This is a genomic window from Flavobacterium algoris, assembly GCF_048158525.1.
Lineage (GTDB): Bacteria > Bacteroidota > Bacteroidia > Flavobacteriales > Flavobacteriaceae > Flavobacterium > Flavobacterium algoris.
The window spans coordinates 1-24,829 of record NZ_JBLNKT010000015.1; the positions used below are offsets into that span (position 1 = coordinate 1).

Genomic DNA, 24,829 nt, shown 5'->3' on the forward strand with positions numbered 1-24,829 from the left:
CGATACGGAAGTCCTAGAATAACATTAGAACTTAGGAGTATTGGTTATAAAATTTCAAGACCCGAGAGCTTTGCTCGAACAGGCGAAGCAATTAGTGTAGCAAAATATATGAAACAGTTAGGCTTACGAAGTAAATTAGGCAAGAAATTCAAAGTAACAACCAACTCAAATCATAATTATTTAATCGTCGAAAACATATTAAACAGAGAGTTTATTGTAAAAATGCCGTCAAAAGCTTGGGTTTCTGATATCACCTATATTCAAACCAAAGAGGGATTTGTATACCTGACAACTATTATGGATTTGTGCGACCGAAAAATTATAGGTTGGAGTTTGAGCGATGGAATGAGTACAGATGAAACTACACTTGGAGCTTGGAAAATGGCAGTTAAAAACCGAAATATTGAGGAAGGTTTGATTTTTTATTCCGACAGAGGTGTTCAATATGCAAGCAAAAAGTTTGTAAATGTTCTTGATTCCTATAAAAAAATAACCCGCAGTATGAGTCGCAAAGGAAATTGTTGGGATAATGCAGTAGCGGAAAGCTTTTTTAAATCCTTGAAAACGGAATTGATTTATGGAAACAAACTGATTTCAAAAGAACAAATGAAACTGGAAATCTTTGAATACATTGAAATTTGGTACAACAGAAAAAGGAGACATTCTGCTTTAAATTATGCAACTATTGAAGAATTTAACAATCAATTTAATTACAAAAATGTAGCTTAACTTAATGTGCAGTTTTTATTTGCATATCCAAGTTTAAAAAGGATGAGAACTTAGAAGACATAGAAAAGAAGTTTTCAATCGTTGTTTTTGTTGTGTATTCAGAGGCAGATTTATTTGATTTTGTTGAAGTGTATAAAATGGGAGTTCAAATCTTAGTATGTACTTATAATAAAGAAATATTGAACAAAATGAAAAATGTAAGTAATATAATTTTGTTTGATATCTCAATAACAAAATTAGAAATGGTAAAGGAATTGCGTCATTTTTTTACCGAACAACATCTCAATATAAACAACATCAAAATAGTAAAAACATAAATAACTTAAAACAATTAATTTAAAAACGGGAAAATTTGTAATTACCAAAAGAACAAACGGGCAATTAAACGATAATGATTTTAAAAATTAGAAAAGCCTGTAAATCTTAAATTTATAGGCTTTTTGTTTAAATGGAGCCAGTATTGATTTCTTGTCTTCTGGAAGTAATTGTTGATCCGGCAGAAGCTATTACCACAAACAGTACAGCCAAAACTTCATTAAAAGTAAGGTATTCTTGTAAAAATATAAGCGCACAAATTGATGCTGCAGCAGGTTCTAAACTCATTAAAATACTGAATGTACGGGCAGGAAGTTGACCTAGTGCTTTCATTTCCAGTGTAAAAGGAATCGCACTTGACAAAAGAGCGAGCGCAATGCCTAAGGAGAAAAGCTTTGGTGTGAGGCTGTTTAACCCATTTCCTAGAATTCCAAAGGGCACAATTAGTATTGCAGCAAAGAGCATGCCTGTTGCTACTGCCTCTCCGCCTTTCATTATTTTTGAAATTTTCCCTCCCAATACGATATAAGCGGCCCATAGTGCACCCGCTAAAAGCGCAAACAGTACCCCTAAGAGGTCTATACCATTATTGGACCATGGTGCTATCAAAACAATACCTGTGGCTGCCAGCAAGACCCAGAAAAAATCAATCATCCGTTTTGAACCTAAAACGGCTACCAATAATGGACCTATAAATTCTAATGTAACAGCCAGTCCAATTGGAATCCTCTCTATTGCAAGGTAAAAAACCAAATTCATCGCACCCAAAGACAAACCGTAAGGAATCACTAATTTCCATTGGTTGGTAGTAATTTTTTTTAGGTTTGGCCTGTAAACTGCCAGTAATAGCAATGCTGAAATACCAATTCTCAAAGAAGCGGTTCCAGCAGCACCTATAACAGGAAAAAGACCTTTAGCAATAGCTGCTCCTGATTGCACACTTATTATTGCGAAGAGTACTGCAGGTATAGGAGGAATGTTGATTAATTTATTTTTCATGTAAAGATTCAAATATAGGGAGTAAAACTACAAAATTTATAATTTAAATAGATGTAGGTTAATAATAGAAAAAACTCAGTTTGGAACCCATTTATTATGGTTCTCAAACTGAGTTTTGTTATTTGAATTTACGGTTTTTTTTTAATAATCAAAACGTTTAAAAGCTTCAATAGCTTCATATTCAGCAAGACCTAAATCGTCATAAATCTTTGCGGTATTTTTGTTGCGATCTTCGGCTCTAACCCAAAATTCTCTAGAGTCGTTTCCTTGAAACATTACCCTATCTTTTTGGGATTGGTGGTACAAAATAGCATGTCGTTTTAGCAAAACTTCATCAGGACTTAAGGGAACGGCCATATCTATTTCATGGATATCCCATTCATGCCAAGCACCTCTGTATAACCATAACCAACAATCACTCATGTAAGGTTTTGATTTGAGTTGTTTCATGGCCGCAAATATGGCATTCAAGCAAACTTCATGAGTACCATGCGGATCTGCTAAATCTCCTGCTGCAAAAACCTGATGCGGTTTTATTTGTGCAATAATGGCTGCAACGATGGCTATATCTTCAGGACCCAATGGGTTTTTCTTAACTCGACCCGTTTCATAAAAAGGAAGGTCTAGAAAGTGTGTGTTTTCATCCTTTAACCCAATGTATCTTGTTGCTGCATAGGATTCACGACGTCTGATTAAGCCTTTTAATTTTCGAACTTCAAGAGAATCAATTTGATTCTCGGTTTTGTTGTTAATGAAATTGATTACCGCAGGAAAATCAAGATTGCAATCGGTTTCTCCAATAAAATCATTGCAAACTTCAGCAAATTTCAATGCTTCATCATCTGTAACAGCAATATTTCCAGAAGTTTGATAAACCACATGAACATCATGGCCTTGTTTTATCAATTTAGAAAAAGTGCCTCCCATAGAAATCACGTCATCATCCGGATGCGGACTAAAAAGAATAATTCTTTTTTTAGCAGGATTGGCTCTTTCGGGTCTGTGAGAATCATCCGTATTGGGTTTTCCTCCCGGCCATCCTGTTATGGTATGCTGCAATACATTGAACATATTAATATTCAAATCATATGCAGAACCTTCTTGCGCCAAAAGATCCGACATTCCGTTATTGTTGTAATCCCTGTCGGTCAGTTTTAATATCGATTGTTTAGTTTCTTGGCAAAGCCAAACAATGGCTTTGTTTTTTAATTCTGTTGTCCAAATGCATTCTCCTACCAGCCAAGGGGTTTCAAATCGGGTTAACTCAGAAGCTGCCGATTGGTCTAAAACAAAAGTAGCGTTGGTATGATTTTGCAAAAAAGTAGCGGGAACCTCAGAGCTTATTTCTCCTTGAATGGTTCTCTTTATGATGGACGTTTTATTTTGGCCCCAAGCCATTAATACAATTCTTTTGGATCTCAAAATGGTAGAAACTCCCATCGTAATCGCTCTTTTAGGAACGTTATCAATACCATTAAAATCGGAAGATGCATCTATTCTTGTGATATGATCCAAAGTAATGATTCGGGTTCCTGAATTGATGTGGGATCCCGGTTCATTGAACCCTACGTGTCCCGTACGTCCGATTCCCAATAATTGGAAATCAAGTCCTCCGGCATTTTTAATTTTCATTTCGTAATCAATACAATATTGATTCAGTTCATCAATCGCTACCGTTCCGTCGGGAACATTTATATTTTCCAGTTTAATATCGATATGATTAAAAAGATGCTGATGCATGAAATAATGATAGCTTTGGTTGTTTTCTTTTGTCATTGGATAGTATTCATCCAAATTGAAGCTCACTACATTACTAAAGCTTAAGCCTTCTTCTTTATACATTCGTACCAATTCTTCATAGACTTTTATAGGAGAAGAACCGGTAGCCAAACCAAGTACACAAGGTTTATTTTCGACTTGTTTGGATCTAATTAATGCCGCTATTTCTTGTGCTACAATTACAGAGGCTTCTGTTGAGTTTTTGAAAATTTCGTTATGAATTTTTTCAAATCTCGTTTCTTCAAATTTACCGGCACTTTTATAGCTTATGTCAGGTTTAATTTCTAAAACACTTTTCATTTTAATTTTTATTTGAGTTAGTTGTGTAGTTGTTTTTTTAATATTGATTGTTTAAATTGGATTATAGTTTACGGTTTCTATTCTTGACATATTATCATTGAAAGTGACAAAACTTGCCGGGAATCCCGGTTTTATTTTTCCCAATTGATGTTCCATCTTAATAGCATTTGCAACTCGGCAAGTCGCCATTTTAATTGCTTCATCAGCCGATATGTTCAAATGATTGAATGCATTCTGAACCGCTTCTTTCATCGAAATACTGGCCCCGGCTAGATTACCTTCTTCATTTCTGTAAAAGCCATTATCAAGATGAGCATCAAAATTCTCCCATTTGAAACTGGAAACTTTGCGTCCTAAAAAAGCAGCGTCACTAATTAGAAAGAATTTATCTTTCTTTAGTTTATAAGCTAATCTTGCAGCGGCATAATCACAATGCGCACCATCTAAAATAACAGGAGCATAAACAGATTCATTTTCGAATGTTGCACCAACTAAACCGGGTTCCCGATGCCCAAATTGAGTCATCGCATTAAACAAATGGGTAACCAGCTTAATTCCTTTAGAAAAGTAATATTGTGCTTCTTTGTAGGTCATGGTAGAATGCCCCGCAGAAATGACGATGTCGCTTTCTAACAGCATATCCAATTGCTCGTCTGTAAAACATTCCGGTGCAATTGTGATTACTTTTATCACATCTTTACCGTAACGGATAATTTCTTCCAATTCGGCATTAGTAGGTTTACGAACCTGATTAATACTATGTGCACCACGTTTTAAAGGATTCAAAAAAGGACCTTCCAGATGCATTCCCAGTACTCCGTTATTGTATTTTGCTTTATAATTGCGAATGGCTTCAATTCCTTGAAGAATGGTTTCTTTGGAAGACGATATCAGACATGGAAGTACATGAGTGGTACCATATTTCAAACTGGTTTCATAAATATCATGAATGGCATCTTCTGTTGGAGTTTGGCTGAAATAAAGTTGCTCTCCACCATTTATTTGGATGTCTATGAAACCAGCAGAAATGTGTTCTCCTTTTAAATCAATTATAGGAATAGTATTGGGAATTTCTTTTTGAACAGAAATAATTATTCCATTTTCTATAATAATGACATCATTATTTATTTCATCGCCAGTATGTACAATTCCGTTAACAATGGCTTGTTTCATTTTTTATAATTTAAATGTGTTTAACTTATTCCTGTTTAAAAAATACAATCCAACAGGCTTATTTTTTTATTATTTTTTTATTGATTGTTGTTTTTGAGTCGCTTACCTGCAAAATATAAATACCTTGAGCTTGATCTCCCAGAGAAAATAGTGTCTCTAGGTCAGTATTATCTATTGTAGTCTTGCGAATTATTGTACCTGTTAAATTAAATATTTTAACAGTAACTGGTTCTTTTGTATTACTAACTTTAACCTTTAATAGATCATTGGTTGGATTGGGTTCTAAAGTGATACTTAGTTCCTTACCTGTTATTGAATTTTTATCTGAGAGAATTGAACTGCCAGAACGCTTTGCGGTTTGAGATGAAGAAAAAGATGTATTGGGAACAAATGTATCTGCTCCATTTGTTAACCAATTTAAGCTGAATCGGGCAAAATACATTTGATAAGTTGAACTTTCACCGTTTTCATAATAGATTCCTAATGTTCCATCAGGCAAAACTGTTAGACTAGAATATGCCGATGCTCCAGGAAAAATTGTTTTTCTGATTGGCCAAGTTGCTCCTTCATCGGTACTCATTAACACAGAAACATTGGTTCTATTTGCTGCAAAAGGAATCGTATGCAGCAAACGGTTTTTATCAAATCCATCTAAAGTTGAGGTATAGCGAATAAAATCACCATCGCAATTAGGATCGGTAATATTAGCCTGATTGTAGGCTGTACCCCAAGAAATACCTTTGTTGGTTGATACATTAAATCTGCGTGTTCCGGAATTACGGATGCTCATCATCAGATTTCCATTATTCAATTCGACAATTTTGGCTTCATCGCCCCCTGTTTCAGCAATTCCTGTTGATGGAGTCCAAGTAATACCACCATCAGTACTTGAAATCATGTAATTGTTGATTCCTCCACTTGATTCTCTAACACAAATGGCAGCAACGATACGACCATCTCTTAATTGATGTGCCCTTCCAGACGCTACAAATACGCCTAACCAATTTTGAGTGATGGCATTACTACATCCAGCGCCATAAATTTGATTCGTTATATCTACTGGTGCGCCCCAAGTGATTCCATTATCAGTACTTCTGCAATATTTTATTTTAATTGGATTTGTTGGTGTTGAAGCAAAAAAACCTAAATCGGCAGCAAGTAAACAAATTAAATTTCCAGTTGCTTTATCCATAACCAATGCCGCATCTCCGGCTCCTGTAGGTGCACCAAAATTGGCAATAGTCACAGGCTCCGACCATGTTTTTCCATTATCTGTGCTGCGGCGGGCTACCGGGTCGATTTTTGCTGCTAAATCTCCTGCACCATTCCATCTTTTGTCAGTCACGGTCACCAATGAACCATCGGCCGCAGTTATGATTGCTGGTATGCGATAGTTTGAGGATCCTGCGTCCCCAGGAGTAAATAAAAGGGTATTAGCTAATAGGATAACGCGGTTACCAGCAACTGTGTTGGCAACGGTATTATAAGTTATAGTATTTGTAACTATCGATTCACAACTAGCATCCAATAGATTTCCTTCAGTTGCTCCAGAAGTTACATCATAAGTAATCCAAAAATAATTATCTCCGGACACTAATGCTTGGCTTCCATTCACGGTTAAGTTACCGGCTGCAGGTGCTATATTTCCAAATAACGTAGCAGTAGCCGCATTAAAAACGGAATCGGTTCCACTTGAATATATTTTAATATTGGAGACATCAGCACTATTTGTCGTACCGTTCATAGTAAATTTAAGTGCGCTTACAGTAAGTGGATTGATTGTTCCGTTGGTAGCGACTTTTACAGCAATAATACGTTGATTAATATCTCCCATACCCGTTGGAAGTTCAGTTTGAATTACGGATACTGTATTGATTTGCATGGTATTTGTTTGAGCGATTGCTGATGCTCCGCCGTTTAGCGTACCGGGATGACTATGGCCAGAAATATCTGGAACAGTAACTCCGCTAACATTTTCAAAATCCCATGCTGCTAATAAATTAGCTTCGGTACCGGTTAGAATTGCTGTTTTATCTGTAAATACTTCTGAAGCTGTCATTGCTTTGCTCCAAAAACGGATATCGTCAATTTGAATATTCATAAAGGATGCAAAATTGCTTAGCGTTCCAAATAATAAATTACCCGTATTAGAAACAGTATTTATACCACCAATATTTGAGGTCGTTTTGGTTTGCTGCAAAACACCATCCACATAAATTTTACAACTCGTAGAGGTCACATCAATAACCATAGCCAGATGATGCCAGATATTATTAGATACATTTGATGTACCATAAGGTGGTCCAGCAGCACCTCCACTTGTTGTTAGATTAACTCCAAATTGCCCGCCACCAGCTGATGAATTATTGATGAATTCATAACCAATACCCGCACCGCTTGGTCGCTTACTCAAGATTCGTTTAGAGAAATCAGCTGTTTTAATTCTACAGGTAACAGTTAAACTTTGTCCTGTTGCCAAATTAAAATCGGCATGATTTGCAACTGACATATAATCATTTACCCCATCCAAAGATAAAATCATCGGAAAAGCATTTGAAACTGTTGGAGAGCCAAAAAGAGTTCCTGCATGATTATTACCGGAAACATCAGGAACAGTGCTGCCACTTATATTTTCAAAATCCCAAGCAGCGAGTAGGTTAGTAGTTGGTCCATTTACTACTGCAGTCATGTCTGCCATTAATTCTGTTGGAGTCATTGCTTTGTCCCAAACTCGTATAGCATCAATTTGTCCAGCCCATTTGTAACTGTTATTTGTGTCAGATGTAGCCCCAACAACAAAGTTCAACGTATTGGAAAAATCCGAAGTAATGGATGTAAAAGTCTTTCCTGTATTTGCTAAAACACCGTCTACATAACCATATACTGTTCTGTTACTGGAAGCATCTAATACCAATGCTATATGGTGCCAAGTCCCATCAGCAATTGAATTTGCAGAATAACCTGCTGTACTAATGTTATTTGGTGTACCTGTACCTTGCATATTTATGGCAAACTTGCCGGCATTTGAACCATTACTGGTCCAAAACTCATATCCATTACCTGATGAACCATTTCTTTTAGCAAAAATACGTGGGGTACCAGTTGTAGTGGTAGTTTTTATCCAACAGGTAATTGTTTTATTTTGGCTTATGCCAAAGTTTAAATCGGCATGATCAGCAACCGTCATGTAAGTACTAGTTCCGTTAAGGTTTAAGATCTTACCACTTTGTGCTTTTAGGCGATTACCGTATAAACACATAAAAAACAAACAAAAAGAAAGTAATAAATTTTTCATATTTTTTAATATTTGGTTAAAATTGGTTAGTAAAGCATAAGATTGTAATCAAGAACGGTTTTGTTAAACTAGCTGACAGCGATAGCTGAAATCAAACTTAACTGTCTTTTAAATACTCATTGAGTAGTTGCAAACAATACCATTCCTGTCTTGGCAAATGAAAAGGGCCTTTGAACATATTTCCTTTAGCTGTTTGGGCAATGGTTCCATCTTTATGTAAATACCCAAACCATTCTCCGTTTTCATTGTCATGAAATTTACTGTACGCATAATCATGCACCATTTTGTGCCAAGTTGCATATTTTTCATCACCTGTCATGGTATAAGCCAGCAGCGTTGCAATGATTACTTCGTTATGTGGCCACCAAAACTTCATATCCTGCCAGTATTCCTGAACGGGTTTATCATATACATCACGATAATATAGAATACCGCCGTGCTCCTTATCCCATCCGCGTTCCCACATATAATCCAGCATTTTGCAACCTAATGCAATCAGGTGTGGATCATTGTTACGGTATTTGGCTTCATGCAAAATAAACCAAGCTCCTTCAATAGCATGACCGGGATTCAGCGTGCGCCCATCAATATGATCGATGATAGAACCATCTGGTGCTACTTGTTCCATCACACATTTAATATCGTCTTTTATAAAATCGGTTTCAATTTCAGTAATCCATTTATGAATCCATTCATCACAACGCGGGTCACCAATATTTTCCCGTAACTGTTGTGCTGTGTTTATCATAATCATAGGAGTTCCAATTCCTTTTGACGGTCTGGTAGCGGTGAATTTAGGTTCTAATAAACCAGATGAAGTTGAATATTCGATGCATTTTCCGAATAAAAAACGTGCTTTCTCAGCAACAGCTTCATCACCGCTTGCTTTTGCATAAGCTGACATCGCAATAACCGCAAAGGTTTCCGAAAAGTAATACCGGCGTTTGCGTATGGGGTGTCCGTCGCGTGTTACGTGAAAAAACATTCGTCCATCGGTATCAAAGCAGTGGTTGTTTAAAAAATAGATGCCTGTCTTAGAACCTTCTAACCATTCTTGTTTTGGTTCGATTGTATTGTAAAGTGTAGCCAATAACCAAGCGGCACGCCCTTGTATCCATACTGCTTTGTCATCATCAATCAAACTTCCATCTTGATCACGCATTAATAAATAACCTCCAAACTCGGTATCAATTGAACGTGGAAACCAAAAGGGCACGGTATCATTTAATAATTGATTTTGATAAAAATCTTTTAAGCTGAGAAGATCTGTTTTTGAATAGCTCATTTTTTGATATATGTTTTGTAACTAGTATTTTTTATGTTGTACTAGATGTTATTTTTTTGTCTCGTTTAGTAAGTAAATAAAGGATTTGACTTTTTTTAGTTTTCAGTAGCAGGATTCAATTCTAGTTTGAAAGTTGAACATGGAAGTCCTGCTTCATTCAATAAATTGGCTGTAGTAAACGGTTTCCAGGCATATAAAACCGTTCTTATTTTTTCTCCTTTTGGGAATGTAATAAGGACTTGATTTTTTATGATAGTTGCTTTATTTTGAAGGTGAATTCCCTTGTCAGTTACCAATTCAAAACCTATTAGTTCTTTCTTATCCGAAGTTGCTAATTGTTTTGCAAAAGCAAATGAAACTATAATATTATCGCCTTTTTGTATGGCTTTCAAAGCGGAAGGACCATTTGCCATTACAGCTTTTCCATAGGTGTAGTGCAAGGCCAAAAGCGCCAAACGATCAGCCACTTCTTTTTTCTTAATGGGGTGCACATTTAAAGTATCTCCATAATCCATACTAACCGCCATACCGCTATTTGGAATCTTATTTTGCAATCTATTTTGCATATCTCTGAATGCCGGCCACGTTGGTCGATCAATACTTGATAATTGTACATAATAGAAAGGCAGATTAGAAGCCCAAGCTTTGCGCCAGCTTTCTACTAATTTTGGCATTAGATGTTCATATAAATCAACATTATGGGCATTACTTTCACCTTGGTACCAAATCACGCCTTTTATTGGGAATTTAGTAAAAGCTTCGACGCCAGCTTCAAAATTATAAGATGGATCATAGGGATGACGTTGCTTTGGATTTGTTGCATTTTTCAAATTTAAATTGGCACGTTCTCTGACCCAAGGCATGATGAAATCCGATTTACGCCAGTTGGTTAATACATCAACTACTTTATCGTCGTGCTCCAATGTGTATCTGTCAATCCATGATTCTATCGGTGATCCGCCAACGGCAACTTGAATTAAACCCACAGGTACATTTTCTTCGTGGGCGATATTTTTACCAAAGTAATAGGCAATGGCAGAGAAATCTTTGGCACTTATCGAATCACATACTGACCAACTTCCGGAAAAGAATTGCAGCTGATTGGTTTTAACTAATGTTATAGAATCCCAAGCCGATTCATCAGTATCACGGATCGCTTTGGCATTGAATAACCGAATTGTAGTATTTGCGATTGCTTTTTTTACTTCTGCCGAACCATTTTCTGAGCTTTGAAGTTGAAATGCCATATTTGACTGTCCGGAACAAAACCAAACATCTCCAACCAGAATGTTCTTTAAAACAATTTTTGTATCCTTAGATTGAATAGTCATTTCGTAAGGTCCAACTTGTGTCATAGCAGGAAAAGTAATTTTCCATTTTCCATATTCGTCGGCAATGACGTTCTTTTTTTGTTGCTTAAAAGTCACTTCAATTTGGTCTCCACCGTTAGCGGTTCCATAAACCGGAACGGGTTTATTGCGTTGCAAAACCATATTGTCTGTAAAAACAGTAGCTAATTTTAATCCACCAAAATCTTGAGTGATGTTACCATAAACGGTTTTTGCCAGAATAGTTGCTCCTTCTTTCGTTGGATGTAAAGCATCAGGAAAAAGATCGGGACGATGGTATAACTTTTCATGTAAATCAATTACACCCACTTGATTTGCTTTTGCAATGTTGGGTATATGAGATTGAATTTGCCAAAACCAATCTCTGGTTCCCGATTTAAAACGGGGATGCTCATTAAATATGGGCGTTAATCTACAGATGTAAATTTTAACTGCCGGATTTTGTTTTTTTAAAGTGTCTATTAACCAAGCGTAATCGGCATCAAATTCCGCATTGTAATTCGGCCAATTTCTAGGATCTGTATCATTTAAGCCCAAATGAATAATGGCTATATCAGGTCTGTAGGCAATGGCATCATCACATTCCTTAGTTTTAAAGTAGGGTGTACTACCTTTTTTCAAAAGTGTTGCTCCGCTATGCCCGAAATTCTTTATCTCATATTGTCCGCCCATCAAGATTTGAAGCTGTGAAGGATAGGATTCATTTGCAGCATCAGATAAGAGATAACCCGCTGTAACGGAATCTCCAATGCAGGCCACTTTGAGGGTTGATTTTTGCGCAACTGATTCAAAATGAAAGGCTATTGAAATGAAAAAGACTACTAAAAATAGATTCCTTTTTATCGTATTCATGTTTTTATTTTTTCAGAAATTATTACAAATAGGCGTAAATTATCCCCAAGGCGGAACACAAGGCTCCGCCTTAAAAGATAAAAAACAAACCCAACTTAAAACAATTATTTGAACTTAGTAAATGATACTAATGGATTTTAAGCATCGACAAAATCATTCACTTTTGGACGCAGAAAACTGATTTGGACTACTAATGCAATTATGACAACCCCCGCCATTAAAGCAAATCCGGAGCCTAAAGTTCCGCTATCCGAGGATTTGCCTAAAAGGGAAGTTACTAATGCACCACAACCAACTCCGGTCATATTTAGGACACCATAGGCGGTCGCCCGGTGTTTTGAAGAAACAAACTGACATATAATTGGCATGTTATTGGCATCAAACATTCCGTAACCGATACCGAAACAAAGCGCGGCACCGACCACATTGAATAATGAATGTCCAAAACCGATTAACAATAAAGCAGGAATCGTTAAACTCAGGCCAATCGCACTGGTATAAACCCTGCCTTTTATATTTTTTTGTACCCATTTATCAGACAGAATACCACCAAAAATTACACCTAATAAGGATGAAAAGGAGATGGCGATAGTGGCTAAAGGACCTGCTTCTTCCATAGGAATTCCTAAGTTTTCTGAAAACAGGGTAGGCAACCAGTTTTTTGTAGCCCAGCCCGGTAAACTTATTATGGCAAAATAAAATAAGATAACCCAAAAAGAGATGTTTGTGAATAACAAAGCCATGCCTTTGAAGAGTGAACTTTTTTCCTTTATTGGCATCAAATCGGAATCAATATTTTTTATTTCGGCAACTTTTTTCTCTCTTAAAAAGAAAACTAAAACGAAAGCATAAAAAACTCCAACTATCCCAAAATAATGAAAAGTAGTATGCCAAGAATAGGCGGCGGCAATAGTAGCTCCAAAACCTCCTAATGCGGAACCCACATAAAGTCCCGTCATATGAATTCCGATAGCAAGTGATCTTGTTTTTTGCTGATGGTAATCGGCTATTAGTGATAGACCGGCAGGAATATATAAAGCTTCACTTACTCCCATTAGGGCTCTTAACCAATACACCTGATTGTAAGTTGTTGCATATCCCATAGCATACGTTACGGCTGACCAAACAAATAAACTCCCTACAATCAGCCATTTTCGGTTTAATTTGTCCGCTATAATTCCGGATATAGGACTCATTAAAGCATAAATCCAAAGAAAAATAGCCATCAAACGTCCAAAGTTCTCACCGGATACTAATTCAGGAATATCGGTTTCCATTGAAGGACGCATCGTTGCCAGCATTTGTCGGTCCATATAGTTTAGCAAGGCTACAAGCCATAACAAGCCTACTACTACCCAAGGATAATACTTTGTGTTTTTCATATTTTGATATGCTTTAAAATTTCATTTGTGATTTTACCTTCATTTTTCGACATGAAAAAATGGGGGTTAAAACCTATTTTGAGTGTAATTACTTTATAGTTCCTAACATGACATCAGGGGTACGAATACCTGGTTTTATTTCCCCATTAGACAAAACAATTTTATCATTCCACATAGTAGCTGTAGTCGTCACATGGGCAAGAAAGGGCAGTTCGCCAATGGTAGACCAAGTATTGGTATCAGTATCGTATAATAAGATTCCTTTATAAAAACCGTCATGATTCGTGTTCAATAGATTCTTCTCAGCAGCTAGTTTAGCCTTTTTCTCAACAGAATTGGATTGTGCAATTTGGGATAAATACGTTTCGATTTTATGAAAAACGATACCATTATCACCACCAACGATTAAAATGGAATGGTTCCCCACAGCTACACCTGCACCCGCTGAAAAGTTGATTGTATTTTTTCCATCGGAAATGTTAGCACGACTTTCCCAAATTTGTTTTTTTATATTAAAAGCAAAAGTAGTATTGTGTAAATCACTTATTCCTGAAGCTTTTTTGGTTCTCCCACCAATCACATAAATACTGGTTTCATCCTCGTCTTTCTGAACCACCACAACCGAATTTGCCAAAGCGATGGGTAATTTTGGTAATGTTTTCCACTCCGGATTAGAACTGTTTAAATCAAGACTTAAAAATAAATCAGAAGATTTTGTGGCTTCATCACCGCCAATGGCGTACACTACGTTGCCATTATGTGTAAGACCAATATTTGTAATAGCTACCGGAAAATTTGGTAGCGGTTTTGTTTCCACCTCATTTTTGGATAAATTCCATTTTAAGATAAAAGCTTTATTTGACAGTCCATTTTCATTTTCACCACCCACATATACCACTCCAAAATCAGTGGAAGTCGAACCACAATAGGCGATAGGTTCCGGTAAGGTGCTGTGTACATTTTTATTCCAACTATAGGTATCGTTGCATTTCTGCAATACATGAATTTCTTTTGAATACTGTTTTTTTCCACCTTCCCAAGGCATTTTATCTTGAAAATTAGCTCCTCCGGTAACTATTAAAACATCGTTACTTATACCATTAATCGGACCTGCAAAACCTAATGATGTACTTCCATCAGTATTTTGTAGTTGCGCTGCTATTTTCCATTCAATATGGGTTACAGCTTTTTTTTGAGAAAGGGCGTCAGTTGTCGGCATAATAAATAAGGAAAGAATTAGAGGAAAAATATATTTGTTCATAGTGTTTGTTTTTTAAATAAAACGAACGAAGCTATTTTGATTTGAAATCTTCAAAATTTAGACTTTCTACATCTTTTTTGAACAATTCAAATTGGTCAGCACTCATGTTTTTGACAGGCAATCTAAATTCACCTAAATCCAATCCTACCATTTTCATATAGGCTTTTCCTACTGAAATTCCGCCGTATTTACCCAATAAACGAATCATGTTGATTGATTTTTGCTGTAAAGCACGCGCTGTAACTAAATCATTGGCATTAAAAGCCGCAATCAAATCATAATACAATGGAGCAGCATAATTGAAAGTACTTCCTACAGCACCTTTGGCACCCAATACTAATGCTGATAACATATTCTCGTCACGTCCCCAAAGCATGTCGAATTTACCATTTTCATAACTCATACAACTTTGGAAATCCATGAAATCTTCGTGTGTATATTTCACTCCTGCAAAATTAGGAAGCTTTCCGTCTATGGCTTGTACTAAATCAAACATTGGTAAGTTCACACCTGTCAATACAGGAATATGGTAGTAATAGAAAGGCATGTTAGGAACACTTTTGCCAACTTCGATACAAGATTGGGCTAACATATCAACATTGGCTGGCTTGAAATAAAATGGAGCAGTCATAGAAACAGCATACAATCCTATTTGATAAGCATGTTTTGCTAAGTCAATGCAATCGGCAAGGCAAGTTCCACCTAAGAATACCATTACTTTAAAATCAGCATCGTGATTGGAACAATCTGCCCAAGCTTGAGCAACTGCTTTTTTCTCTTCTAATGTTATAGAAACACCTTCTCCTGTAGAGCCATTAATAAAAGCACCAGTTATTCCGTTTTGTTTTAGAAAAGTATAGTAAGCCGGAATTAGGCTAACATCTAATTTTCCATTGCTATTAAAGGGTGTAAAAGGAGCTGAGATAAGCCCTTGTAAATGTTCAATTTTCATGAGGTATTTTTTTAAATTGTCTTTTATTTATGTTGTTTAAATAGACCGGGAACTTAAATATTCCCGGCTTATTATTTAAACTATACTTCTTAAATCCAGTTTTTTACTATGGATTCTGAGTGATTTTAGGATTAAAGTTAATAGTATTTTGAGATATTGGAAACAATATCTTTTTACCGGCCATAGAGGGCACAAGATTCGTTTTGTTGAAACGAACTAAATCCCACCATGCTTTCCCTTCAAAAGCTAATTCTTTCAAACGTTCATTTAAAATAACATCGTCATTAGCTGCTTGAGAGCCATTTGTAAATGAGGAAGAGGGATCGGCTCTTTGCATTACTTGATTCATTTCTGAAGTTGCATCCTGACCTAGAGCATTTTTAATTTCTGCTTTCATTAACAAGATGTCAGCCCAACGGTAAATAATGATATCGCTCACAAATCTTCTGGTAGCACCATCAACTGTTCCATTGTATTTTACTAAACCTGTTACTACCGGAGTAGTTCCATTGTATAAAGTTAAATAAGTAGCTGTTTTTCGGGTATCTGTACTGCTAAAGTTGAAATGTGTAATATCTGGTTGTACTCTTGAAATACCTGCATTTCCTGTACCAACTCCCAAAGTTCCAAAAGTTGCTGTTGCTGTCGCTGCTGTTAGGGGTGCAAAGTCACTTGGTCCAACAAACATGAAAGAATTCCAATTGTCAGATAGCGCAGACGGTACATCCGCCAAAGAATATCTAACCGCAAAAAGTACTTCAGTATTTCCTTTATTGGTGTAACCAAATACGTCTTTGAAATTTGGTAATAAAGATGGTGCAGTAGGAATAGCATTAATGGCAGCCAAAGCCGTGTTTAAATCAGTATTACCGCCACCTAATTGTTTCGCTGTCCATAAATTCACATCTGCTTTTAAAGCATAAGTCGATGACAAGGATAATTGTGTTTTATTGTTTGTCGCATCAGGATAATTAGCAATAGCTGATTCAATATCAGACTTAATGAATGCAAAAGTTTCTTCAATTGTATTACGCGGAACAATATATTCGGATTGATTGGTGTTTTCTGTTGGCGTAGTTACTATTGGTACACCGCCCCAAGAACGAGCCATGATAAAATATGCCAAAGCACGCATAGAATACGCTTGCGCGATATATCTCTTTTGCTCATTTACAGTTGTTGGACTAAATTGAATAGTCGGAACATATTTTAAAACCAAATTTGCCTGATGAATTACGGTGTACAAACCAGCCCAGTCCACATCAATATTCTGTGCAGTCAGGTTGTTATTATAATAATTAGCCAAGCTTAGCGGAGATTGAACTCCATTAGTAATTTCTGCACTTCTTGCTCCTCCCAATAAATAGTAATTTTGTTGGGTTTGAGTTCTAAAATTGAAGTACATACCATTTACACCTGCCTTTGCATCGTCTTCTGTTTTCCAAAAACTGGCAGAAGTAATTACGCTTTCAGACGTAAGGTTTAAGTCATCCTGACACGAGTTCAATAATGAAAAACCGGTAAAAAGTATAGAATATAAAAGAATTTTCTTTTTCATAATATTTAATATTAAAATTTACAAACCAATGTTTAAACCAAGGATAAAGTTTTTTGGAACAGGATAAGTACCTGTCGATCCAGCTGAATTTAATCCTAAACTGGAACCACCATCAATCCCTTGAACTTCTGGGCTTAAACCACTGTATTTAGTGAAATAGTATAAGTTACTTCCTGTTACATACACACGTACTGATGCTAATCTAGCTTTTTCAACTATCGATTTTGGAACGGTATAACTAAATGTAACTTCTCTTATACATAAGTAATCTCCACTTTCGTAGTAACGGCTATTTCCTTGGAACATATTGGTATTGTATGCAGCTCCACTTGCTTCAGAACGGAATAAGTTATTTTGGTTCGTTTGATCAGCCCAACGGTAACGTGGGACATTAGTAATATCACCTTCTTTTTGCCAAGACTGTAAACTTTCGGCTAATAATCCGTAATTTCCTTGAAATTGACCCACAAAACGCGCTCTGGCTTCATTGTAAATAGTAGCTCCTAAAGAGTAATCTGTTCTTACGGTTAATGAGAATCCTTTATAGTCCGCATTAAAATTAAAACCACCCACAAATTTAGGGAACATATTACCCATAAAAGTTCTGTCTTTACTATCAATAATGCCGTTTGCATCAGTATCTTCAAATACTGCATCTCCAGCAAATTTCTTACCAGTTGGATTACCACCGGCTGCAGCTGTTTTAGTTACATAAGTATCATGTGTAGTTGCGTTATAAGCATCTGCTTGTGCTTGTGTAGAAAGAATATATAATTGTTTGTGAGCATAAAAATCACCAATTTTTTGACCTTCCTGCAAACCACCTACGTATTTATAAGAACTGCTTGCTGCATCCCAAATTTCAGTTCCGCCAATTCTATTGTTTGCATTTCCATTGAAAGGAAGTTTCTCAATTACGTTAGTATTGTGTGAAACATTAGCACCCACATTAATTTTCCAATCATTTTGATTGTACACATTGGCATTCAATTCTAATTCAAAACCTTTACTTCTTAATCCTCCTAAGTTTGTTAGAACAGTAGAGAAACCACTATTGGAAGGAAGTGTTAGATTCGTTAATAAATCAGAAGTTAGTTTGTTATAAAAATCTCCAATTACTCTAACTTTATCATGATTAAACCCTAAATCAAAACCTCCATTTATAGTTTGTGATTGCTCCCATTTCAAGCCTGGATTTGCAATTTGTGAATTTACAATTGCAGATTGACCGTTGTAGCTATTAGCAAATCCGTTTGTTGTACCTGAATATAATCCACCGGATTGAAAATCTCCCAAAGTACCTAAGTTACCGTTTACCCCATAACTTCCACGTAGTTTTAAAGAAGAAACAACTTCTGGCATTACTTTCCAAAATTTCTCTTCATGTGCATTCCAACCTACAGATAATCCTGGAAAAAAACCATATTTATTATCCGGACCTAAACTGGAAGAACCATCATAACGGAAAGATGCTGTTGCAAAATACCTGCTTTTGTAATCATAATTCACACGACCAAAAACACTGTTCAACACTAATCTTGTATTATTGCTGTATACAGAAACCGGTATTGGTGATGAATCTAAAGTTTGTGCAAGATCAGAAGGACTTCCTTTCCCAGAAGCATTAAATGCTTTTATGGTTCTGTCGAATTTAGACGCTCCCAATTTTGCCTGAAAATCACCTACATTATCCAAAGATTTAGCATATGTGAATACTCCTTCGTATTGTAATTGAGCGATTTGATTGCTTAATCTGGTAGCGGTACGTGTATTATCAACTAAACCATTGCTACCACTTAAAAATGCCTGTTGAAAAGTATTATCATTTTCACTTTCGTTATAAAGTGACAATGAAGGTGTAAAAGTTAAGTCTTTAGTAAGTTTTAAATCACCATCAACACCCATCTGCAATTTATTGTTTTCATTAATTCCTTTTACTTTACCCATTTGGTATAATGGATTTCCGTTGATGTTATTTTGGCCTGGAGCCAAAGTACCATCTTCCAAATATAATTTTGTAGTAGGGGAGTTTCCTAAATATCTGTTGAAAACAACACTATTGGCAACAACTTGATTGTTGCTTGATTTTGAGTATAATACTCTACCATTTATAGTAAAGTTATCCGCTAATTTCAAAGATGCATTTAACTTACTTGTAAAACGTTGGTATCCAGTAAATATAGTAACACCATCTCCTTTTAGATACCCTAAGCTTAAATCAAAAGTACCGGCATCTCCACCACCGCTAAAACCTAAAGTATGATTTTGGGTGATCGCATTTTGAAATAAAATGTCATTCCAATTCGTACTTTTATACATAATAGTATTGTTAGCATTTAGAGGATCTGCCATTTCTTGCCAACCTTTAGCTTGTAAACCTTGGATAGTGGGTGCGTCTAAATTTGATTTCAATAATGTAGCAAAAGGGGTGTTATTCAATAAATTATTTCCGGTACCGGCAGGAGTAGCCCCTGTTAATTGTCCTAATCGTGCAATACCGGTTGTTGTTGAAAGTCCGGCGATTTCGGCAGCATTATACAAACCCAAACGTTGCAGTCTAATAAAGTCTCCTCCGTCTAAGAAATCATATTTCTTGCCTACTCGGCTATTTTGAGTAGAAACATTATAAGTGATTTTAGTTTTACCTGCTTTTCCGGTAGAAGTTGTAATAATAATTACACCATTAGAAGCACGGGCTCCGTAGATTGATGTTGCAGCGGCATCTTTTAATACTTGTAATGAGGCTATGTCAGCAGAGTTAATATCATCAATTTGAGTACGAATAACTCCGTCAACAATATACATAGGAGTTGCACCTGCCGGATTATCAATAGATGTACCTCCACGCACTAAAATGTTAGATGCCTTACCGGGTTGTCCTGATGCGGTACGTACCACTAAACCAGTTACGTTTCCTTGTAATGCTTGTGTCACGTTTGAGTAAGGAACATTTTCTAACACTTTTTTGTCTAATTTAGATACTGAAGTACTTAAGGTTCTTCTGTTTTGCGAACCATAACCTACAACAATAACTTCATTCATTTGCTGTCCTACTTCTTTTAGAATTATAGTAAGAGGCGCATTTCCAATAGTCACTTCCTGCTCTTGAAGACCTATATAAGAAACTACTAATGTGGTAACATTATCCGGTACTTCAAATGTAAAATTTCCGTCAAAATCGGTCTGTGTTGAAATAGTAGTGCCTTTGGCAATAATATTTACTCCAGGTAAAGATTCTCCTTTTTCATTCGTTACCTTTCCTGTAATTTTCTTTTGGATTAGGGCTAATTTGATTGTTTCTTTTGCTACGGGAACATTTTTTTCTAAAAAAAGAACCGTCGGTGTCGATACTGCAGCTGATGCTTGTACGGTAAAAGCTACTAGAAATAAGGATGTTAATTTCATAGCTTTCCCGAAGTTAGGGGTCAGCCAATAATTTTTCGGCTTGCTTTTTGGTAATAAATACATACTTTTGTAATGGTTAGTTAATAATAATTCTTCCTTCTTGGTTTATTTATTTGTTTTCCAACCATAGTTCTTTTACGAAGAACCAGCCAGCAATGTTTACAGCATGTGCTGGCTTTTTTTATGGATAACAAATCAATATTTTATAAAAAAGGGCATTCCCAATTTTGTTATTTTTTTATGTTAGTAATCTAAAATCGTCACTTGTATTTTAGAATTTGAATCCTTGTTTTAGTTTTTATGGGCAATCTTTACCATTAGAAAAAAATAATTTCAATTGAAAATAGCACAGTCAAAATAGGTGTAGCGATTAGTACTCTAAAAAGATAAAATCTCTTTCTGTAATAAGTAATTGTGTGCGGATTTTTCTCTTGAACTAAAGTTTTTTTATTGATTCCTTGTAGGAGAGAAAGTAAAAAATAGAGTAAAAAACGATTTTAAATATATTTTTTCCGCGTTATTTATTATCACGTTGTAAATATATAAATAAATTTAATAAATACAATATACTTATTAAATTATTTTAATAATTAAAATTTATAAGTAATTTTAGTTATTGATTAATGGGGATAACATCTTTTCTTTTATAACACAACAAGCCCCAATAACACCAGCGCGACGACCTAAAGTCGATTTTTTAAGTTTCATGTCCCGGTTAACCAAACCTAATGAATATTTTTTTAATGCAGACTGAATAGGTAATAGCGTATAATCGCCTAATTGTGCGAAATCACCACCAATCACTAATAAATCAGGATTAAAGATGTTGAGTAGAATAGACAAATAGCGTCCCATTTTTTCACTCTGCTTGGTTACCAAATCAACACATAAAGTATCCTCTAGATTAAAAGCTCCGGCAATAATGGTATGGTGTTGCAAAGCAGGAGAATTTTCATCAAGAACTACTTTGGATTCTTTTCCCTCTTTTAGAGCCGCTTTGAATTGGTTTACTAAGGACCAACCTGAAATTTCAGTCTCCAGACATCCAAGTTTACCACACTGGCACATAATTCCATTATCGAAGATCGTACTGTGGCCAAATTCCCCAGAGTAACCCGATTTTCCATAATACAGTTTACCGTCAGTGATCATTCCTATAGCGACACCCCAACTGTAATTAAGAAATATTATATTCTGTTCGTCATCAACAACACCTTCACTATATTCACCAAATGTCATTGCTCTGGTGTCATTTTCTAAATGAACCGGCATGTCCAATTGTTCTGAAATAATTTCTGTTAAAGGTCTATTTTCGCTAAAGAAATAATTATAGCTAAATCCTTCCATCGAATTGATACGTCCTGAAAAGTTGATGCAAACACCCACAATCATCTTTTTTTCGACAGAACTATCTTCTATAAATGAATTTATCAGATTACAAAATTCCAAAAGTGACTCTTGTGTATTTTCTAAAATAAAGGAAGTTCCTAATTCAATACTGACAAATTCGTTTTTAATGTTTTGTAAGCCAATAGACATATTAGCAATACTCACTTCGACCCCTAAAAAGTAAGCGCAAGTTGGATTGATACTATATAATGAAGGTCGCCTTCCACCGCTATTGGTAATTTTTCCCAAATCGACCACATAGCCTTCCGGTAATAATTCGTTAACGGCTTTAGTTACCGTTGGAACACTAGATTGTAGTTCAGAGCTTAATTCTGCTATTGTAGCATTACCGGCAGACAATAATCGTTTTACGATTGCTTGTCTTAGCATATGCCATTTTTGTCCAGAAAGGCTTTTGTCTTTACTACTGTCTAATAAATCTTTTAAACTCATTATTGTTACTTTTTAAAAAAATGCAATGGGATTGATTTACAAACTTACTATAATTTTTTTTACACAATGGTTTAAATCTTATTTCAGCATTAAATTTGATTATTTGTTCACTATGATTGTTCCCAATGGGTTATATTTTATTAGCATTTATGCGATCAATATTTTTGAGAATAATTTTCTTATCAGATACTGATTTGGCCATGCTTAATGCTGTTTGAAAATTTTGCAGCGCCTTTTTATTGTCATAGTCAGTATAGAGATTGCCCAATAGAGAATAGTAAAAATGGTTGTCTTTCAGGTTAAGCTTTTCGGCTTCAAAGATTGCTTCTTCTTTTCCTTTTATTTTGGATAAGGCATACGTTCTGTTTAAGGCTACAATAGGAGAGTACTCCAGAATGATCAAATTGTTGTATAATTCCAATATGTGTTCCCATTTCTCGGTGGTGTCTTTTTTTTGCGTATGCCAATAGGCGATACCTGCCTCTAGGTGGTATTTTGAAAGCGTATTTCCTGTTGAAGACTTACTTAGGAAATAGGTTCCCCTATCAATTAATTCCTTATTCCAGAGGGTTTCATCTTGGTCCTGATATAAAATAATCTCGTCATTTTCATTTGTTCTGGCTTCAAATCTGGACGAGTGGAAGCATATCAATGCCATGAGAGCGTTTGTCGCGGGAAGGTTTGTCGCTTGATTCTGGGTTAATAAATACGCAAGACGCATCGCTTCTGTACAAAATTCCTGACGCAAAGTGGTGTTTTGCGAAGTAGAGTAGTAGCCTTCCGAAAAAAGTAGGTAAATCGTCTTTAAAACATTGTCTAGTCTATTTTTTACTTCAAATGCGGTTGGCTGTTGAATTTTGATATTTTCTTCTTTCAACTTTTCTTTGGCCCGGTTAATTCTTTTATAGATGACCTCTTTGCTTGTTAGGAATGCATCGGAGATTTCATTTATTCCAAAACCGCAAAGCAAGTTAAGTGCAAGGGCAATCTGTGCTTCGTTAGCGTTACAGGGATTACAGATCGTAAATAGCATGGCCAGCTGACTGTCCGCAATATTTTTGTCGGAGAGGTCAATCTCAATTTCTTCTAGATTTATAGCGGAATTGTATTTTATTTCAGTGACAATTTTCTGTTCAAAAACGGAATTTCGTTTAAAATAATTCTTGGTTTTGTTTTTGGCCACCGTGTAGAGCCAGGCAGTTGGGTTTTCTGGCACGTCGTTAATACTCCATGTTTCCGTAGCAGCAAGAAATGTATCGCTAACAATATCTTCGGCAATCTCAATATGCTGAATACCAAACAAACGGCAGAGGACCGAAACTATTTTTTGATATTCTGTTCTAAATAATCGCGGTATAAGTTCTTGATTGTCCATATAGAGCAAATAAAATGCCTCTGTAAAGATACAAAGGCATTTTTAACTAGTATCTAACTATTCTTAAATAGCCATTCTGATTTCTACATTTCCACCAAGTTGAATTATCGGGCAGTCTTTTGCGATATGAACTGCTTCGTCATAATCTTTTACCTTAATTATAATCAAGCCACCAATAGATTCTTTAATTTCGGCATATGGACCATTCGTAATACTTTTGGTATTGGTTACAATTTTTCCTTGTCCATCCCAGCGTTGTAAAGGTCTCGCAAGCTTGTCCTGAGCAGCAAGGCTACCAAACCATTCCTGCCATTGCTTTAAGTGCTGCTGCAACTCCTCTGGTGAAGGTTGAACTTCTTTGGTTGCATAATCCCTGCGAAAAATTAATAAAAACTCATTCATTTTTTTAAATTTTAAAGTTGGTACTGTTTATCGATCTTTTATTTTAAAGGAACTATTTTACATTAATTTATAAATACATTCACAATGTATAAAAAAAATCCAATTTTTCATTTATTAAAATTGCCCCACTTTGTAAGTCCCAGGAGTATTCGGAAATGCCAGATTGATGCGGTTCCAAGTATTAATGGAGGTAACAGCTAGAGTAAGATCAATCATTTCATCATCTGAAAATTCTTTTTTAACCTCATTGTAAATTTCGTCAGGAACAGTGCAAGCTGTTAACGCTTCTGCCCAAGCCAATGCGGCTCTTTCGCGTTGGGTGTAATAAGGTGCCTCACGCCATGCGCTTAAACCGTAAAGACGTTGTTCGGTTTCTCCTATTGCACGGGCTTCTTTAGCATGCATGTCTAAACAATAAGCACAGCTGTTGATCTGTGATACCCTGAAATCGACTAATTCCAAAAGTTGTTTTTCGATTGAAGATTTTTTTAAATAACCGCTAATTCCAAATAATGTGCTTACCGCTTTTTGTCCTTTTTCGAATACATTAATTCTAGTTTCCATTGTATTAAATTT

16 protein-coding genes are annotated in these 24,829 nt (G+C 35.8%); 1 reads left to right on the forward strand and 15 read right to left on the reverse strand.

Translation table 11 applies throughout. From position 1 onward, the window contains the following. On the forward strand, positions 1-729 hold a 729-nt coding region (locus ACM55I_RS09320), incomplete at its 5' end, for an IS3 family transposase (protein WP_416846497.1). A 444-nt stretch (positions 730-1,173) separates the two neighbouring features. On the opposite strand, the gene ACM55I_RS09325 is transcribed toward ACM55I_RS09320, so the two are convergent. The 15 genes from ACM55I_RS09325 to ACM55I_RS09395 all read right to left on the reverse strand — a co-directional run bounded on the left by ACM55I_RS09325 (position 1,174) and on the right by ACM55I_RS09395 (position 24,817). Then, the gene (locus tag ACM55I_RS09325) at positions 1,174-2,043 is read right to left on the reverse strand and encodes an EamA family transporter (RefSeq protein WP_416846499.1); all 870 of its coding nucleotides are present in this window, start codon (positions 2,041-2,043) and stop codon (positions 1,174-1,176) included. A 141-nt stretch (positions 2,044-2,184) separates the two neighbouring features. Next, complete coding sequence (gene nagB, locus ACM55I_RS09330; protein ID WP_416846500.1) at positions 2,185-4,122, reverse strand: glucosamine-6-phosphate deaminase; 1,938 nt, start codon at positions 4,120-4,122, stop codon at positions 2,185-2,187. 51 nt (positions 4,123-4,173) lie between these two features. Beyond that, positions 4,174-5,295, reverse strand: coding sequence for an N-acetylglucosamine-6-phosphate deacetylase (gene nagA, locus ACM55I_RS09335; RefSeq protein ID WP_416846501.1), 1,122 nt, complete (start codon positions 5,293-5,295; stop codon positions 4,174-4,176). 58 nt (positions 5,296-5,353) lie between these two features. After that, entirely contained in the window at positions 5,354-8,590 is a 3,237-nt protein-coding gene (locus ACM55I_RS09340) for a LamG-like jellyroll fold domain-containing protein (protein ID WP_416846502.1), read from the reverse strand. Positions 8,591-8,687: 97 nt separating this feature from the next. Beyond that, a complete protein-coding gene (locus tag ACM55I_RS09345; protein WP_416846503.1) occupies positions 8,688-9,875 on the reverse strand; it encodes an AGE family epimerase/isomerase in 1,188 nt (395 codons plus the stop codon). A gap of 95 nt (positions 9,876-9,970) precedes the next feature. Continuing rightward, entirely contained in the window at positions 9,971-12,076 is a 2,106-nt protein-coding gene (locus tag ACM55I_RS09350) for a GDSL-type esterase/lipase family protein (RefSeq protein ID WP_416846504.1), read from the reverse strand. 137 nt (positions 12,077-12,213) lie between these two features. Further along, complete coding sequence (locus ACM55I_RS09355; RefSeq protein WP_416846505.1) at positions 12,214-13,458, reverse strand: MFS transporter; 1,245 nt, start codon at positions 13,456-13,458, stop codon at positions 12,214-12,216. A gap of 88 nt (positions 13,459-13,546) precedes the next feature. Then, complete coding sequence (locus ACM55I_RS09360; protein WP_416846506.1) at positions 13,547-14,719, reverse strand: galactose oxidase; 1,173 nt, start codon at positions 14,717-14,719, stop codon at positions 13,547-13,549. Between the two features lie 31 nt (positions 14,720-14,750). Further along, a complete protein-coding gene (locus ACM55I_RS09365) occupies positions 14,751-15,671 on the reverse strand; it encodes a dihydrodipicolinate synthase family protein (protein WP_416846508.1) in 921 nt (306 codons plus the stop codon). Between the two features lie 106 nt (positions 15,672-15,777). Next, positions 15,778-17,229: a RagB/SusD family nutrient uptake outer membrane protein gene (locus ACM55I_RS09370; RefSeq protein WP_416846509.1), complete on the reverse strand. Its 1,452-nt coding sequence runs from the start codon at positions 17,227-17,229 to the stop codon at positions 15,778-15,780. An 18-nt stretch (positions 17,230-17,247) separates the two neighbouring features. After that, the gene (locus tag ACM55I_RS09375) at positions 17,248-20,634 is read right to left on the reverse strand and encodes a SusC/RagA family TonB-linked outer membrane protein (protein ID WP_416846510.1); all 3,387 of its coding nucleotides are present in this window, start codon (positions 20,632-20,634) and stop codon (positions 17,248-17,250) included. Positions 20,635-21,243: 609 nt separating this feature from the next. Further along, positions 21,244-22,476 (reverse strand): ROK family transcriptional regulator, encoded by a 1,233-nt coding sequence (locus ACM55I_RS09380; protein WP_416846512.1) that lies wholly within the window; start codon positions 22,474-22,476, stop codon positions 21,244-21,246. A 130-nt stretch (positions 22,477-22,606) separates the two neighbouring features. Next, positions 22,607-23,851 (reverse strand): RNA polymerase sigma factor, encoded by a 1,245-nt coding sequence (locus ACM55I_RS09385; RefSeq protein WP_416846513.1) that lies wholly within the window; start codon positions 23,849-23,851, stop codon positions 22,607-22,609. Between the two features lie 63 nt (positions 23,852-23,914). Further along, positions 23,915-24,253 carry a YciI family protein gene (locus ACM55I_RS09390; RefSeq protein WP_416846514.1) on the reverse strand — a complete coding sequence of 113 codons (339 nt, stop codon included), beginning with the start codon at positions 24,251-24,253 and terminating at the stop codon, positions 23,915-23,917. A gap of 114 nt (positions 24,254-24,367) precedes the next feature. Continuing rightward, the gene (locus ACM55I_RS09395; RefSeq protein ID WP_416846515.1) at positions 24,368-24,817 is read right to left on the reverse strand and encodes a carboxymuconolactone decarboxylase family protein; all 450 of its coding nucleotides are present in this window, start codon (positions 24,815-24,817) and stop codon (positions 24,368-24,370) included. Positions 24,818-24,829 lie beyond the last annotated feature (12 nt).